Raw genomic sequence first — 16239 nt, 5'->3', positions numbered from 1 at the left:
CGCTATGCCTCTCGCCGGCGGGACGCGACGACGAAATCACTGCAGCACGGCGATGGGGCACTCGTCGGCGGGATGGTTCATGACCCGCATGGGGATACCGTAGATGGCTTCCAGCGTGGTATCGCTCATCATGCTGGCGGGCGGACCTTCGGCGAGCAGTCTGCCGCTGTGCAGCGCGACCAGATGGTCGCAGTAACGGGCAGCCATATTGACATCGTGCAGCACGATGATCACGCCGAGACCCAGCTCGTGGCAGAGTTTGCGTACCAGCGCGAGGACTTCCACCTGATGGGCGATATCCAGCGCCGCCAACGGTTCGTCCAGCAGCAGATAGCGGCTGCCCTGGGCCAGCAGCATGGCCAGCCACACCCGCTGGCGCTCGCCACCGGAAAGCGTATCGACCAGGCGGTCGGCGAAGGCTTCGGTATGGGTCAGGGCGATGGCGCGCTCGATCTGCTGGTGATCGTGGCGATTGAGCCGGCCCAGCAGGCCGTGCCACGGATAGCGGCCGAAACCGATCAGCTCGCGGCAGGTGAGGTTTTCGGCGCTGGGCAAATGCTGCGGCAGATAGGCGACGTGGCGGGCGAACTCGCGCGGTTTCCACTGTTCCAATGGGCGACCGTCGAGCCGGATGCTGCCGTGACTGACCGGCTGCTGCTGGGCGAGCAGCTTCAACAGCGTAGACTTGCCGGAACCGTTGTGTCCGATCAGGCCGTAGATCCGGCCTTCACCGAAGGTGAAATCGATGGGGGAGAGTAGTGTCTGGCCCGCGATCTCGAAGCTCGCCGATTGGACTTCGAACATAGCCGGGGCAACCTCGCAACGAATGAAGGACACGCAAGATGGACAGCCATCCTAATTCAAATACGAACGGTTATCAAAGGCAGTTGTCGGCTTTTATCGATTACACCAGTCTCGCCGGGCTCGCGTTCGGCAGCATCAGGCCTCAACAGCGCAACGGAGCGGGAAACGCATGAAAGTCTGGTTGTCGATCCTGATCGTGGCGTTGGCCGCCGCCGGCGTACTCGCCGCCGTTGCCTCCCACGAGCCCTTCGCGCCGCGGCTGGTAAAGCTGGAAACGCAACGCGTACTGCCGTCGCTGGCGGACGCGCTGGCCGAGGAGTCGCCCGCGATCAATGCCGTGTTTCTTGGCTACGCCGACGATCCAAGGCTCTGGATGAACGCACGGCTGGCGATTCTCAATCACGGCGATCTGGCCCGCGAAGCGCTTATCGATTACGGCTTCGATCCCGCTTTCCAGCAGGTGCTGGCACGCTTCGGCGCGGATGCGGTGTTGCCGGTGGTCTACTACCGCGACCACGATATCGCCACGTTGCGCGCCCGGCATTGGCTGGGTGAGCGCTACCGCCAGGCGAGCGAGCAGCTCGACCGCTGGTGGGGCGACGACGAGGGTAAAGCCTCCTCGGAGGCGCCGCGGAGCGAGCCCGATGACGCCGGGGCAAAGGTTACCGAGGGCACCGAAGTCGAACCGGCGACGTTGACGCCCGAACGCCGTGGTCAAATCGCCATCGCCATTCTGCAGAGGGAAGGCCACGACTTTCTCGATCAGTTCGTTGTCGATGGCGATGGTCAGGTGCAGTGGCTGCAGAGCGAACGGCTCGTCAGCGACATCGGCGACTTCTTCACCAGCGGCATGCGCGACCTGGAGCGCCAGTGGCGACGCGGCGAACCGATTGGCGTTGCCGATATCGGCTGGGCCGGCGTCGACCTGCTGGTGATGACCAGCGCCGTCAAGGTGCTGCGCGCCGGCCGTGGCATTCGCGCGGGCGTCGCCGTCGAGGGACAGGGCGCGCGGAGCGCCGGGCGTGGCGCACTGGCTGGCGGCGGCCGTTTTGCCAACCTGTCCCGCGCGGCCAAGGTGACCGCGATTGCCGGCACCGCCTACGTGGTGGCGCGCCATCCGAGTCTCGTCAGCGCCCTGGGCGCCAACATCGCCGAATGGCTCGGTTGGCCGGTATGGCTGGGGCAGTTCCTGATCTGGACGCTGGTGCTGCTGCCGCTGTTGATCGTGGCCCGGTTCGTCTATCGCTGGATCGTCGCGCCGCTGCTGTGGCTGCTCGTGCCACTGTTGAAAGTGACATCGAGGATGCCGCGCTGGCTGGCCGCAAGACAGCGGGCGGGGAGCGGCGACATGGCAAGCAGTGGCATGATGGTCGCTTCTTCCGCCGCCGAACCGACAAGCCGACATGAATGACGATCCCTACACGCTGATCTTCGAACCGCCCGATATCGATACCTACATGGCCCTGCGGCGGGAGGCCGGCATGCATAGCCGCAGTGTCGCCGGTGCCGCCCGTGCACTGCCCAACAGCCTGTTCGCGGTACAGGTAATCCACGACGGCGAGAGCGTGGGCATGGGTCGGGTCGTCGGCGATGGCGGCTGTTTCTACCAAGTCGTCGACATCGCGGTGAAACCGGCATATCAGGGACGCGGCCTGGGCAAACGGATCATGCGCGAGATCCGCGACTACCTCCTGCGCGAAGCGCCGGACAACGCATTGGTCAGCTTGCTCGCCGACGGTGAAGCGCATCGGCTTTACGCCCAGTTCGGGTTCGCGCCCACCGCCCCTTATGCCATCGGCATGGCGTGGTATCCAAAACCCGCTCCACTCTGATCGCGTTCATGCCGGCTCCATGGCATCCAGCTCGGCCTGGCATCGTGTCACCGCCTGGGCGATATAGCGCCCCGCCATGCGCTCGGAGACGCCGAGGCGTTCGCCGATCTCGCGCTGGGTGAGTCCTTCCAGTCGATGCCAGACCAGTGCCCGACGCAGGCGCTCGGGCAGCCGGGACAGCGTCTCGCCGAGTCGATGCGCGCACTGCTGGTCGCAGATCGCGGTCTCCGGACAGGCACGTGGGCAGGCCAGCATCGGTTCCAGGGTCTCGATGGCGATCAATTCCGGGGCCTGGCGGCGACGCTGGTCGATCAGTAGATTGCGAGCGATGCGAAACAGGTAGGCGCGAGGGTTGTCGGGCTCGCTTTTCCGAGGTGCGTTGAACAGACGCAGATAAACCTCGTGGCATAGATCGGCGGCCAGTTCGCGGCAGCCGAGCTGGCGGCTGAGAAACCCCAACAGCTCGGGCTGATACTGGCGATAGAGGTCATCGAAGAGGGATTCGCGCATGATCGCGACGGCATCTGGCTAAGGAGTCGCGATCATGGCAAAAATGAGAATCATTAACAGTATAGAGTGAGTCGGGGAAACGTGTGGCGATGTATCCCCGACGTTAATGCGTGTCTACTTCAGCGTGCTTGCCGCCTCGGACCTGGCCTCCTTGGTCGGCTTCGATGTCCGGAACTCAGCGATCGGGTTGATCAGATCACCTGCGAACTGCAGGTTCTTGGCCGGATCGGCGAGATCGATCATCTGCCGGTTGTTGCGCAACTGCAGGCGATTGAGACACGAAAGCTGGAACCTCGGCGCGAACAGGTCGAAACGTGCGAACTTGTCGGCCAGCTCGGGGTGTCGACGCTGGTAGTCGCCGATGCAGGCGGCGACCCGCTCCCAGAAATCCCGCTCCGACAGCAGCCCGGCCTCGACCAGGATCGGCGCCAGGAAGCGGAAGAAGCAGTCGAACAGATCGGTCAGGATCGACAGGATCTTGAGCGCTTCGGGGACTTCGACGGCGATGCGCCGCGCCGCTTCCGGCAGCGACTGGCCGTTGTCGAAGATCCCCGTCTCCTCGCCGATGTCCTTGAGGATAGCGCCGACCGGCACGTGGTTCTCCAGTTGCAGGATCAGGTTTTCGCCATGCGGCATGAACACCATGTCGTGGGCGTAGAAGCAGTGCAGCAACGGCGTCATGTAGGCCGTCAGGTAACGGTCGACCCAGGCGCGGGCACCGATGCCGGAGGCCGCGATGAGCGCCGGCAGCAGGGGGCGGTCGTCAGCGTCCCGGTGGAGTAATGCCGCCATGGTCATCAGCCGGCGATTGGGGGCGATACGGGTGTAGGGGCTTTCCCGCCACAGGCAGGCCAGCATCTTCTGATAGGGGCTCTGCTTGTCGGTGGCGGCCTCGAAGTGGGCGTGGTGGTAGCCCAGGGTGGCGACTTCTCGCAGCACGCTGAAGCCCTGTGCCTGCAGTTCGGGGTCGCTCGCCACCACGTTTTCGACCCAGGCGTTGATCGCCGGGGTGCCGTGCATGTAGTGCAGCGACAGCCCACGCATGAAGCCCATGTTGAGAATCGACAGCGCGAACTTGACATAGCGGCGCTGGGGCTGGGAGACGTTGAACCAGGTGCGGATCGACTGCTGCGGGCGGTAGTCGTCATCGCCCTCGCCGAGCAGGACCAAGCGGCGTTCGGCGACCTCGCCGGCGAAGGTGATCGCCAGCTTGTGTCGCCACTGCCAGGGATGCACGGGCATGTAGACGTAATCGATAGGGTCGAGTTCGAGCTCGCGCAGCCGTGCGGCGAAGCGTTGCCGCGTCGAGGCGTCCAACTCGTCGTTCATCAGCGTCTCGATGTCGAGCCCGTCGATGGCGCTGTAGTCGGTGCAGGCGCGGGCGGCGGCCAGCCACAGCGGGCGGACCCGGGCGCCGGCTTCCGGGGCGTAGCGGTGGTAGTCCTCGACATCGAAGCCGATCCGGCCGCTGTTGGCGACGAAGCAGGGGTGTCCCTCGCTCATCGCCACTTCCAGGGTCTGGAAGTCGGCCAGCGCCAGTCGTGAAGCGTCGGGCAACTCGCGGCCGAGCTTGTAGGCCATGCCCGCCAGCGTGCTGGAGATCTCCTCCAGGTAGGTCGGCAGGTTGTCGGCAGCGATGCCCAGCCGCTCGCGGAACTCGAGCAGGAAGGCGGCGATGTCCAGCGGGCACGCCTCGCCGCCCCGGGTCTTGACCAGCGATACCTTGTCGATCCACCAGTGGTCGAGCGCCATCACCCGTGCCCGGAAGCGGTACACGGTGCTGCCGTCCGTGCTGGCCAGGCGGTATTCGTCGAACCCTTCCCGGCCGGCCTGGCCTGCACCTGCGGAAGCCGGCGCGGCTGTCCGCTCGGGCCGCAGCAGGCGCTCATGAGTGAATTCGGCGATTGCCTTGGCGAGCAGGTCACGGTTGGCGCGGTGCCAGCGCGAGGGCTGCAGGTGCGCGGAGGCGTCGCCGGCGTGCGGCGTGGCGTTGCCGAGATGTGCCTCCCGGGTGAGGAACGCCAGGTGCGCGGTCTTCTCGGCGAGCTGGATCTCGCGCTCGTAGACGAAACCGGCGCGGCGGTTGAGCGGGTGGATCCTGGTGTTGGTGACGTCCGGCTCGACCACGATGCGCTGGGTCGCCGGATCGCTGAACAGAAAGGCCACGATGGTGTCGATGACCGCCTGGCTGAAGCCGTGGATCGGTTTCGGGGAAGTGGTGCCGAGCGGCGCGATCAGAAAGTGCATGCCGCGATCGCCGGGCTGTACGGCGTAGTGCTCGCCGACCGGGTCGAACTCGGGCGCGTAGCACTCGACCAGGAAGGCCGGGCGTCCGTCGTGCAGGCCCAGGTAGGCCTGAGCGGTATCGCTCTGCTGCATGTCGCGGTAGAACGTCTCGACCTGGTCGCGGCTGTCGCCGTTCATCCCCCAGAACCTGGCGTAGTCGCGGCTGACCCAGTCGTGGACGGTGGCAAGGTCGCGTTCGAGCGCCAGCGGGCGCAGGGCCAGGGTACCGATATCGGGCCAATCGCGGCGGAAGCGGATGTCGTTGGCGTAGAGGCTGCTGGCGGTGGTGGCGGGCAGCCGGGATTGGGGCTGATTCATCTTCGTCTCTCCTTGTCGGTGTTGCGACCCGTCGCGTCGGAATGCATCAAGCGGTAGCGCGCTGCGGCTGGAACACGGCATCGTCCGGTGCGCCGAAGTCCTGGAAGGTGAAGCTGCGCTCCACCGGGTAGACCTCGCGCCCGGCCAGCGCGCGGATGATGCAGGCGTTGCGGTAGCAGGCCATGCCGAGGTCGGGCGCGACCAGGCCGTGGGTATGCAGCTCCGCGTTCTGCACGAAGATCTCGCCATGGTCGTCGACGTCGTAGAAGCGGCCGACGTCGTAGCGGCCGGCGCGATCGCGACGAATGCGGCTCTCGATCGGAGCGAGGAAATCCGGCCGGCGTGGAGCGTAGCCGGTGGCGAGAATCAGGCCCTCGGTCCGGTGATGGAACCGGCGTGCCTGTTCGGTGTGGGTGAAGGTCAGTTCGAACTGCCGGCTGGCCGGGTCGAAGCGGCTACTTTCTAGCGCCGCGCAGGTGAGCAGGTGCGTATCCACCGGACCGTCTAGCGACTTGGCATAGAGGCGGTCGTAGATCGCATTGATCAGATCGAGATTGATCCCTTTGTAGAGTCCCTTCTGTTCGCGCATCAACCGGTCGCGGGTCGACTCCGGCAGGGCATGGAAGTAGTCGATGTAGTCCGGCGAGGTCATTTCCAGCGTCAGTTTGCCGTATTCCAGCGGGAAGAAACGCGGCGAGCGGGTGACCCAATTCAAGGTGTAACCGTGTTCGTCGATGCCCTCGAGCAGATCAAGGTAGATCTCCGCCGCGCTCTGGCCGCTGCCGACGAGGGTGATCGACGACTTCGCCTGCAGCGCGGCCTTGTGGTCGAGGTAGTGCGACGAGTGCACGATCCGTTCGGCCAGTGGGCGGCAGCAGTCGGGGATCAGCTGCTCGCTTCCGGTTCCCAGCACCAGCCTGCGTGCGCGCCGGATGTGCTTCTCGCCACTGCGTGTGTCGCGGCAGTGAACCCGATAGCAGCGCGTCTCGTCATCGAAGGTGATGCTTTCGACGTCGCAGTCGAAGCGCAGCGAGTCGAGTTGGGTGGTCACCCATTGGCAGTAGCGGTTGTACTCGTTGCGCAGCAGGAAGAAGTTCTCGCGGATGTAGAAGTTGTAGAGTCGGCCCTGGGTCTTGAGGTAGTTGAGGAAGCTGAAGCGGCTGGTGGGGTCGGCCAGCGTCACCAGGTCGGCCATGAAGGGCGTCTGCAGGGAAGCGTCCTCGAGCAGCAGTCCCGGATGCCAGTCGAAGCCCGGCCGACGCTCGAGGAACAGGCCGTCGAGGTCGTCGATCGGGTCGGTGAGGCAGGCGAGACCGAGATTGAACGGCCCCAGTCCGATGGCGATGAAATCGTGAATCTTGCTCGGCATGATGAAAATCCCGTGGGGGCGATGAATGGAAACGTCACGAACGATGCGGCGGCCAAGCGTCAACTGCCGCTGGCGACGACGGCTGGCGGCACGTTCGGCGCGCCGGCGGCATCCTTGCCGTGGGCGACGATACGCTCGACCAGCGATTCGAGATCCTCTAGCCGCGTGTGTGGATTGAGCAGCGTGAACTTGAGGTAGAGGCGGCCCTCGACCCGGGTGGCGGCGACGGCCGCTTCGCCGCGACGCGAAAGGGTCTGGCGGACATGACGGTTGATCGCTTCGATGTCGGCGTCTTCATCGACGTGGCTGGGGCGGTAGCGGAAGACCAGCGTGCTCAGCGCCGGCGCCATCAGCACCTCGAAGTCGTCGCGGTGCTGCAACTGGCGATGGATGGCGCGGGCGAGCCCGATCACCGTCTCGAGGTAGCCGCCCAGGCGTTCCGCGCCCAGGGTGCGCAACGTCATCCACAGCTTCAGCGCATCGAAGCGGCGTGTCGTCTGCAGGCTCTTGTTGACCAGGTCCGGGGTGCCTTCCTCGGCCTGGTCGCGCGGGTTGAGATAGTCCGCGTGGTAGGTGGCATGGCGTAGTTGGTGGCGCTTCCGCACCAGGCAGGCACTGCAGCTCACCGGCTGGAAGAAGGTCTTGTGGTAGTCGATGGTGACCGAGTCGGCCTGCTCGATGCCGGCGAGCCAGTGGCGATAGCGGGTCGAGAGCAGCAGTCCGCCGCCGTAGGCGGCATCGACATGCAGCCACAGGCCCCGTTGGCGGCAGATCGTCGAGATACGCGGAATCGGGTCGATGCTGCCGAAGTCGGTGGTGCCGGCGGTGGCGACCACGGCGAACGGCTGGAGTCCCTGGGCGTCGCAGTCTTCGAGGATCGCGGCGAGGGCGGCGATGTCCATGCGCTTGTCGTCTCCGCAGGGCACCGGGATCACCGCGTCGTAGCCGAGCCCGAGCAGGGCGGCGGCCTTCTGCACGCTGAAGTGGCTGATCTCGGAGGTCAGGATGCGCAGGGCACGGTACCCCTGCGGCAGGCCGTGGTGGCGATTGCCGGCGTGGCCCGGCATGGCCGCGCAGGCGTTGTCGCGGGCGATCATCAGTGCCATCAGGTTGGACTGGGTGCCGCCGCTGGTGAAGACGCCATCGGCGTCGTCGCCCAGGCCGATGCGGGCGCTGGTCCAGTCGATCAGTTTCTGCTCGATGAGGGTGGCGCCGGCGCTCTGGTCCCAGGTCTCCACCGCGGTGTTGAGCGGGGTCGCGATCGCTTCCGCCAATACCGAGGGCAGCGTGATCGGGCAGTTGAGATGGGCCACGTAGCGCGGGTCGTGGAAGTGCACGGCGTGGTCGAGATAGAGCCGCTGGATCTCCTCCAGGCTGGCTTCGAGGCTCTCCAGCGGGCGGTCGAGGTCGATCGCTTCCAGTTCGGGTTGCAGTTCCTGCGGCTCGACGCCGCTGAAAGGGCGGCGATTGTGGCTCAGCGTGCGCCCGACCAGCTCGACACAGCGCTGCATGCCGTGGCGGTAGGCGTCCAGCGAGTGATCGCCGAACAGGGTCAGCAGGTTCTCTCCGGCGTCGTCGGTCGAGGCCGCGATTGGCCGGATGGCGGGGGCGAACTCCGTATCGTAGCGCATGACGTATCCTCCTGATGTGTCGTGTCTATCCGCGCTTTTTCGAGACAAAAGCGCTCCTGCGTGCACATGACACGCGTTGAAAACTCATGGCGTGGTGAATCTCGAGCGACACGGGCGCGTCCCTGTACCCGGGCCAATGCATTGACGTCTCTACATGAGAATGAAAAGCGTTAATTTTTTGATGCTACCAACAGGTAGACGAATCGACCGGAAATTTCTGAATCGAAATAACATCTTGTTGCAAAAAATAAATATTGGTGGCGAAAACGTGGGTCGGGAGGATTGGGACACATTGCCCCGGACTGGCCAGATAATGAGAGAGATGGCGTTTTGGTGCTTGGAAAGGAGATAGCGCTCGGCGAGGGGAGCGCGCCGGCTGGACTGTCCGGGCCGGCGGCGTGGCGTTAGAACTGATAGCTCAGTGTGGCGATGGCGCTCCGTTCAGCGCCGAAGTAGCAGCGGGCGGCGCTGTAGCAGGAGGCGACGTAGTCCTTGTCGAGCAGATTGTTGATGTTGAGGCGGGCTTCCACGCCGGTCAGGCCGAGTTCGCCAAGATCGTAGTGCAATGCGGCATCGACCAGGGTGTAATCGGACACCTTGTCGGTATTGGCTTCGTCGACGTAGCTTTCACCGTTGTAGCGCACGCCGGCTCCGACATCGAGACCGCGCAGCGGTCCGGAGTCAAAGGCGTAGTTGCCCCAGACCGAGGCCATGTTCTTCGGAACCGAGTTGACGGTATTGCCTTCGTAGCCGGCATCCGATTTCTCGTACTCGACGTCGGTGTAGGTGTAGCTCGCCTGGACGCGGAACTGATCGGTGAAGTGGTGGCGTGCCTCGAGCTCGATGCCGCGAGAGCGGACCTTGCCGACGGCGCGATAGCTCTGGATATCCTGGATGTAGTTGGCCACGTTCTCCTGCGCGATATGGAACACGGCGATGCTGTACTGATCCTCCGTGCCCGGCGGCTGGTACTTCAGGCCGGCTTCGTACTGTTTGCCCTCGGTCGGCTCGAGCAGGTCCCCATTTTCGTCGGTGTTGCTGTTGGGGTTGAACGACTCCGAGTAGCTCAGGTAGGGCGCGACACCGTTGTCGAACAGATACAGCACCCCGGCACGACCGCTGAACTGCGTGTCATCACCGGTATTGTGGGTGTCGTTGAGGGTGTCCCGGTTGTCGATATCGACCCAGTCCTGCCGCCCGCCAAGGGTAAAGCGCCAGCGATCCAGTGCGATCTGATCCTGCAGGTAGACACCGGTCTGCTCCAGCTTGCGATTGACGTCGGCATAGGGATCGATCGTGCCGTCGGCACCGTAGCTGGGATCGAAGGCGTCGAGTGCCGGAAACGATCCATAGGATTGCTTGGACTTGACCTGGCGATGCTGGTAATCGAGGCCCATCAAAACGGTGTGGTCGAGCGTTCCGGTAGAGAAATTCGCCTGTAGCTGGTTGTCGACGGCATAGGCGTCGAGCTTCTCGTCGGCGCCGAAGTAGGCGCGACTGAATTCGCGGTCGTTGAGCCACTGGCTGAAATAGACCTGGCCGTAGTCGGTGGCTGCGTTCACGTAGCGGAAGTTCTGTCTCGCCGACCATACGTCGTTGAAACGGTGGGTCAGTTCGTATCCCAGCATGGTCTGGCGACGATTGAATTCCTCGTAGTCCGGTTCGCCATCGTAGAAGGAGTTGGAAATCTTGCGACCGGCGTGATCGTGAAGCGCGCCGTCCGCGGGAACGCCGCCGTAGTATCCTCCTTCCGGTTCCCGCTGCAGATAAGCCATCAGCGTCAGCGAGGTGTCGTCGGTCATGTCGATCGTCAATGACGGCGCCAGCGTGTAGCGCTCGTTCTGAATGCGGTCGAACTGAGAATCCGAGCCCATGGCCTTGCCGACCAGGCGATAGGCGACGCGTCCGGAGTCACCCAACTGGTTGCTGAAATCGAACCCCGTCGAGCGATAACCCTGGGTGCCTCCGCTCACCTGGATCTGATGGTACGGCGTGAACAGGGGGCGCTTGCTGGTCAGCGCGACCAGGCCACCAGGAGAGGCGCGGCCATAGAGTACCGACGAAGGCCCCTTGACGACCTGAATGTTCTCCAGGAAATAGGGGTCGATCTGCAGGATGCTGTAGGTGCCCTCGTCGTTGAGCAGCTTCAGACCGTCGAGATAGGTGTTGTCGATGCTGCCCGAGGTGAAGCCGCGCAGTACGAGCGCATCGTAGCGTGTCGAAGTCGCGCCATATTGATTGGTGAATACCCCGGCGGTGTAGCGTGCTGCCTCTTCCACGGTCCTCGAGCCCTGTTCGGTGATCTCGTCCTGGCTGATCGTGGAAATGGATTGTGGGGTCTCCACGAAGGGGGTCTCGGTCTTGGTCGCGGCCGACTGCCCGGTCACGGTGACGGTTTCCAGGTTGTTGCTGCTGTCGGAAGAGACGCTGTCGGCAGATTGGGCGACTGCCGTCAAGGGCAACAGCGAGACGCCCAGCAGGCAGATCGGGAAAGGAGAGCGGTAGCGCCTGACCGGCATATCTGGCTCCTGATGAGAATCGTGTGTTTATGTGATCGAGAATTATTCCTGACTGGCGGCCGGATGACCTATGCGGTATGCCATGAATGCTATGTCACACGCCAGAAGTCGTGGCGGGAGGGGAACCCTCGGGCGAGGGAACGCTCAGCGGATTTCGCTGGGGACCACGCCATGGTAGTGCCGGAAGGCCGTCGCGAAGTTGGTCGAATGGCGATAGCCCACGCGGAACGCGACTTCCTGCACTTTCAGGCCTTCTCGCAACAGGCGCATGGCGAGCTGAAGGCGATGCTCACGCAAGTGATCGAATATCGAGCGGCCGTAGTAACGGCGATACTTGTCGCGCAGTGCACTCGGACTCATGCAGGCCAGCCTCGCCAGGGCGGCCAGCGAATGAGGCGCTTCCGGATGTGTTTCGAGGTGCTGGCGCACTCGTGCCAGGAGATCATGGTCTCGTGGTGTCAGGGAGGAAGCATCGGGTTGAGGTGCCACGGGAGTTCGTAGCGCCTGTGACAGCATCTGGAGCGCCAGCCCTTCGAGCAGCAACGTCTCTCCGTCATCGCCTCGTGGCATATTCATCCATTCGTCCAGGGAGCGCAGCAGGCCCTGCGTGAGCGAGATGGGGCGACATCCACTGCCACGGGCCATGAGGGCACGAAACGGCGCGAGACGCGCGTCGAGATCGAGCGCTTCCGCCAATACGGTGATGTTGACGGCGCGTACTCGCGGCTGGCTGGCGTGACGTGCACTCAGGTGCTGGCGGGTACTGTAGGTCAGCATCGCACCCTGCCCGGGGCCGAGGTGGCAATGGTGACCTCCCAGCGCCAGTTCTGCCTGGCCATCGAGTAACACGATCACCGACAGGTGCCGCGGGGCGCTGTCGAGGGCATGGGTTTCGTATGTCTGATGAATGCCCAGATCCGAGCTGACCAGTTGGCAACCGGGTAGCGGTTGAACTTCGGTGATTCGACCCTCGACCACCAACTGCGTCTTCGATGGATGGCGCCTATCCCTATCGGGGAAGTGATGGGCGAGCTGGTAACGATGTTCGAAGTGGGCGAAATCGTCGATGCTCAGTGCGCAGTGTCGGGGAACTCCAGCAGATTCAGTGGCGAACGACATGGCGAGCTCCTGGGTACGATAACGACATAACAGTGATAATACGTTTCATTCGCGTATCATTGCCAGCCGTCACTGCCGTATCACGGGCCACTGCATATAGGCATCCAGGCGTTCAAGCGCGGCAAATCCATGCAGGATAACCATGGAGGCAACGCCAAGCGGCGTTGCCTCCCTGCATTTCAGCACGGTCCCTCGGGGATGAATCACCAGGCGATGATGGCGATGACGACGAGAGCGAAGATGCCCCACTTGATCGCGTAGTAGAGCGTCTTGTTGCGTTTCTTCAGCGCCTTGCCTTTCTTGCGCACGGCGTAGAGGTACTTGAACGCACGATTGAGGCCGCCAGTACGGTCGTTGTCGTCGTTCGGCGAGGTGGCGGCGGCCATCAGCGTGCGGCCGAAAAAGTGATTCAAGCGCCGTGCCCAGCCGTATTTCATCGGTCGTTCGATATCGCAGAACAGGATCAGGCGGTCCTGCTCGGATCCATTCTCGGCACGATGCAGGTAAGTCTCGTCGAACATGACCGCCTCGCCGTCGCGCCAACTGTATTTCTCTCCATCGACATCGATGTAGCAGCGGTCGTCGTTCGGTGTGACCAGCCCCAAGTGATAGCGCAGCGAACCGGCATACGGGTCGCGATGCAGGGTCAGGTGGCTACCCGCGGGGAGCTCGGCAAACATGGCCGCCTTGACGCTGGGAATTCCCGCCAGCAGTTGCGTGGTTCGCGGGCAGAGTTGCATGGCGGAAGGATGGCTGTCGCCATACCACTTCAGGTAGAAACGCTTCCAGCCACGGCGGAAGAAGGAGTTGAAGCCGGCGTCGTCGTAGCGCGAGGAGGCCTTGATGTGATCTTGCATGGCCAGTGCCTCGTCACGAATTTCCTGCCAGCTGTAGGTCAGCTTCTCCAGCTCCGGGTAGTTGGAGAGATCGTGGTAGGGCTGATCCTTGTCACGGCCGAACAGCGTCATCAGGGCGTTGATCGGTGCCATGAAGGTAGAGTGGTCCGAGATTTGGCGTAACGGTCTATGGCGAACTCGCCCACGAAAGTGGGTATAGAGAACGCTGGCAACGAATAGCAGTATCAGAATCCATTTGATCATAGCGATTGGTTCATCCTGGCTGTCGGCGAGTCACTGCGGCAGTGACCCCCGGAGCGGCACAGAGTTCGAAAACTCACGATGTTGGGGGTACTGATACCAAGGTCAAGAGGTGATCTCCGATCCCGGTGACCTGCCCATCGAAATGGTGCCCGGCTCGCCAGTGCGGCGACAATGTTTCCAGCAGCACGAGAGTGACCTCGCCGGTGTCCCGACGCCAGTTCGTGAGTCGTGCATGGGGGAAGTAGAAGCGTCGGCGTACCAACGGATAGAGTGCCTTGAACAGACTTTCCTTGAGCGAGAATACCAGCGTGACGAATTCTCCCTGGGTTATCGGGGGCAGGCGCTCGAGCCAGTCTCGCTCTGAATCCACCAGAATTTGTGGTGCCAATCGCCGGGCGCGCTCGTTGGATAATAGCAATTCGGCGTCGATCCCGATACCGCCGACACTCTCCCGGCGGGCCACGGCCGCTGCTGCCAGTTCTCGACTGTGGGTGATCGATCCAACGATACCGTCGGGCCAGACAGGCAGCCTTTCTTCATCCATCGCCGGTGTGAAAGGAGTGCCGGTGAGGGCGGCAAGGGCATGACGGGCACACAGACGCCCACCCAGAAATTCCGCCCGCCGTTTGGCTGCCGCCGTTTCGAGCCGCTTCGGTAGCACGATTTCCCAGGCGCTCAGGTTGGCAACACAGAGCGGCTCGGCCTCGAAGCCTATTGCACGGAAACACGCACCGGGCAAAGGCGTGGGCCAGGGCCACTCGCTTTGTGGCGAGTGGCAGCCTGATGGTAGGGCATCCGGATGAAGCGCAGGAGCAGACATCGCTAGCGGTCGACCAGTACGGCGTCCAACTCCACCGGTACCCGATCACCGATCCGCTGATAACCCATCAGCGACAGGATCGAACGCACGGTCTGGTTCTTCATCAGTTCCTTGCCATCCAGCGAAACCGGCTCCGCATTGTTGGCACGCACGACATTGCTGGCCTCTCGGGTAAAGCGAACGGGGAGTCGTTCCTGACGCTGCTCGCCGTTGGCATCGGTACGTAGCGTCAAGGTCTGGACGGTGGAGTCGCCAACTCTCAGCGAATTGATCCGCTCGGGAGGCAGCCGAGTGACGATCGTCACCAGCGTGGTATTTGTCAGCGAGGACATCCACGGTGGCAGATCGCCAAGGCGGTCGAGTACGTCGGTCTGGTTAAGTCGGATGGGCAACTTGAGCGTACCGTCCGGGCTGATCTGGCCTTCCATGCGACGCAGCGAATGCTTATGCGGTACGCTTTCGTTGCCGCTGGTGATTTCGGTCACCGTGGCGGTGACGTGGGACTGGTCGGGATCGAGTTGCCACGCTGCCCGGGCCAGGGTACTGAACGCAGCCAGCCCAACGACGAGGCCCACACCGGTGAGCCGGCGAATGATCGCTTTCGATGACATTGTCTCCTCCCTGGACGTCTGAGCTCAAAGCAGCGGCTAGCCTGCGCCGGCTGCTTTGGTTATCATACGGCTCCCGCGTTTCAGGGCCTATAGCTCAGTTGGTTAGAGCAGGGGACTCATAATCCCTTGGTCGCTGGTTCGAGTCCAGCTGGGCCCACCATTAAAATCAAACATTTAGTGATTCCTGCTGGTGAGTCCCATGTTCCAAGGGTACAGTTTCGGTACAGTGCCGATCCTTCAGCCCCCTGGAGTTTTTCATGGCCACCATCGTCAAGACCCCCTCTGGTAGCTGGAAAGCCGTCATCCGCAAAACCGGCTGGCCCACCACTGCCAAGACCTTCCGCACCAAGCGTGACGCTCAAGATTGGGCACGCCGCACCGAAGACGAAATGGCGCGTGGCGTCTATATCCAGCGCAGTGCCTCGGAGCGCATGACGCTCGAAGCGGCACTCAAGCGCTACCTTGCCGACGTTACCCCTACCAAGAAGCCCAGCACCCAAAAGAGCGAACGCCACAAGGCCAACACGCTGATCGATCACTTGGGTAAATACTCCCTCGCGGCCCTGACGCCGGAACTGATTGCCAACTACCGCGATACGCGGCTGAACAGCCTGGGGCACCGGGGAAAGCCCATCAGCCCCAATACCGTGCGCCTTGAGCTCGCACTGCTCGGCCACCTCTACACCGTAGCCATCCAGGAGTGGGGCCTCGGCCTGACCTACAACCCCGTCCAGAACATCCGTAAGCCCAGCCCGGGAGAGGGGCGTGACCGCCGCCTGAGCCCCGACGAGGAGAAGCGCCTGTTCGCCGTGCTACGACAGCACAACAATCCCATGTTGGCTTGGATCGCCAGAATCGCCCTGGAGACGGGCATGCGCTCCTCAGAGATATTGACCCTCACTCGCTCCCAGGTCGACGTGAAACGCCGCGTGGTGCGCCTTACGGACACCAAGAATAACGAAGCCCGCCTGGTACCGCTGACTCAGGCCGCCACCGAGGTGTTCAAGCAGGCGCTGAGCAATCCGGTGCGCCCGCTCGACTGCGATCTGGTGTTCTTCGGTGAGCCTGGCAGGGACGGAAAGCGCGGCCCCTATGCCTACACCAAGCTCTGGAACCAGGCGAAGAAGCAAGCAGGGCTCGATGACTTTCGCTTCCACGACTTACGCCATGAGGCCGTGAGCCGGCTGGTAGAGGCAGGACTATCCGATCAGGAGGTCGCCGCGATCAGCGGGCACAAGTCGATGCAGATGCTGAGACGGTATACGCACTTGAGAGCCGAGGATTTGGTCGTGAAGCTGGATAGACTAAGGGAAACGCTGC

13 protein-coding genes and 1 tRNA gene are annotated in these 16239 nt (G+C 63.1%); 4 read left to right on the top strand and 10 right to left on the bottom strand.

Annotation, left to right across the window (positions count from 1 at the left end):
- Positions 1-36 precede the first annotated feature (36 nt).
- Entirely contained in the window at positions 37-804 is a 768-nt protein-coding gene (locus DOM57_RS20330; protein WP_110651171.1) for an ATP-binding cassette domain-containing protein, read from the bottom strand.
- 169 nt (positions 805-973) lie between these two features.
- Between DOM57_RS20330 and DOM57_RS20325 the strand changes: the two genes are divergently transcribed.
- Together DOM57_RS20325 and DOM57_RS20320 are read left to right on the top strand one after the other, a co-directional pair.
- Positions 974-2215, top strand: a complete 1242-nt coding sequence (locus tag DOM57_RS20325; RefSeq protein WP_204353051.1) for a hypothetical protein — start codon at positions 974-976, stop codon at positions 2213-2215.
- The gene (locus tag DOM57_RS20320) at positions 2208-2636 is read left to right on the top strand and encodes a GNAT family N-acetyltransferase (RefSeq protein ID WP_110651169.1); all 429 of its coding nucleotides are present in this window, start codon (positions 2208-2210) and stop codon (positions 2634-2636) included. Before DOM57_RS20325 ends, DOM57_RS20320 begins: the two co-directional genes overlap by 8 nt.
- A 6-nt stretch (positions 2637-2642) precedes the next feature.
- Here the strand turns inward: DOM57_RS20320 and DOM57_RS20315 are convergent, their stop codons facing one another.
- The 9 genes from DOM57_RS20315 to DOM57_RS20275 form a co-directional block, all read right to left on the bottom strand.
- Entirely contained in the window at positions 2643-3146 is a 504-nt protein-coding gene (locus DOM57_RS20315; RefSeq protein ID WP_110651167.1) for an RNA polymerase sigma factor, read from the bottom strand.
- Between the two features lie 114 nt (positions 3147-3260).
- On the bottom strand, positions 3261-5750 hold the full coding sequence (locus tag DOM57_RS20310; protein WP_110651165.1) for a GNAT family N-acetyltransferase: 2490 nt from the start codon (positions 5748-5750) through the stop codon (positions 3261-3263).
- A 46-nt stretch (positions 5751-5796) separates the two neighbouring features.
- Positions 5797-7119: a lysine N(6)-hydroxylase/L-ornithine N(5)-oxygenase family protein gene (locus tag DOM57_RS20305; RefSeq protein WP_110651163.1), complete on the bottom strand. Its 1323-nt coding sequence runs from the start codon at positions 7117-7119 to the stop codon at positions 5797-5799.
- 59 nt (positions 7120-7178) lie between these two features.
- Positions 7179-8750: a pyridoxal phosphate-dependent decarboxylase family protein gene (locus DOM57_RS20300; RefSeq protein ID WP_110651161.1), complete on the bottom strand. Its 1572-nt coding sequence runs from the start codon at positions 8748-8750 to the stop codon at positions 7179-7181.
- Positions 8751-9154: 404 nt separating this feature from the next.
- A complete protein-coding gene (locus DOM57_RS20295) occupies positions 9155-11269 on the bottom strand; it encodes a TonB-dependent siderophore receptor (RefSeq protein WP_110651159.1) in 2115 nt (704 codons plus the stop codon).
- A 144-nt stretch (positions 11270-11413) separates the two neighbouring features.
- The gene (locus DOM57_RS20290; protein ID WP_110651157.1) at positions 11414-12388 is read right to left on the bottom strand and encodes an AraC family transcriptional regulator; all 975 of its coding nucleotides are present in this window, start codon (positions 12386-12388) and stop codon (positions 11414-11416) included.
- Between the two features lie 203 nt (positions 12389-12591).
- Positions 12592-13488 (bottom strand): lipid A hydroxylase LpxO, encoded by an 897-nt coding sequence (gene lpxO / locus DOM57_RS20285; protein WP_110651155.1) that lies wholly within the window; start codon positions 13486-13488, stop codon positions 12592-12594.
- 73 nt (positions 13489-13561) lie between these two features.
- Positions 13562-14149 (bottom strand): 4'-phosphopantetheinyl transferase family protein, encoded by a 588-nt coding sequence (locus DOM57_RS20280; protein ID WP_162619615.1) that lies wholly within the window; start codon positions 14147-14149, stop codon positions 13562-13564.
- A gap of 161 nt (positions 14150-14310) precedes the next feature.
- Positions 14311-14919 (bottom strand): hypothetical protein, encoded by a 609-nt coding sequence (locus DOM57_RS20275; RefSeq protein ID WP_239496349.1) that lies wholly within the window; start codon positions 14917-14919, stop codon positions 14311-14313.
- A gap of 83 nt (positions 14920-15002) precedes the next feature.
- Between DOM57_RS20275 and DOM57_RS20270 the strand changes: the two genes are divergently transcribed.
- Positions 15003-15079: transfer RNA gene (locus tag DOM57_RS20270), tRNA-Ile, on the top strand.
- A gap of 97 nt (positions 15080-15176) precedes the next feature.
- Positions 15177-16239 (top strand): tyrosine-type recombinase/integrase (locus DOM57_RS20265; RefSeq protein WP_110651151.1); only part of this gene is annotated, 1063 nt, incomplete at its 3' end.

This window comes from Salinicola peritrichatus (genome assembly GCF_003206715.1).
In the GTDB taxonomy this organism is placed as follows: Bacteria; Pseudomonadota; Gammaproteobacteria; order Pseudomonadales; family Halomonadaceae; genus Salinicola; species Salinicola peritrichatus.
This window is presented reverse-complemented; position numbering and strand designations above follow the sequence as displayed.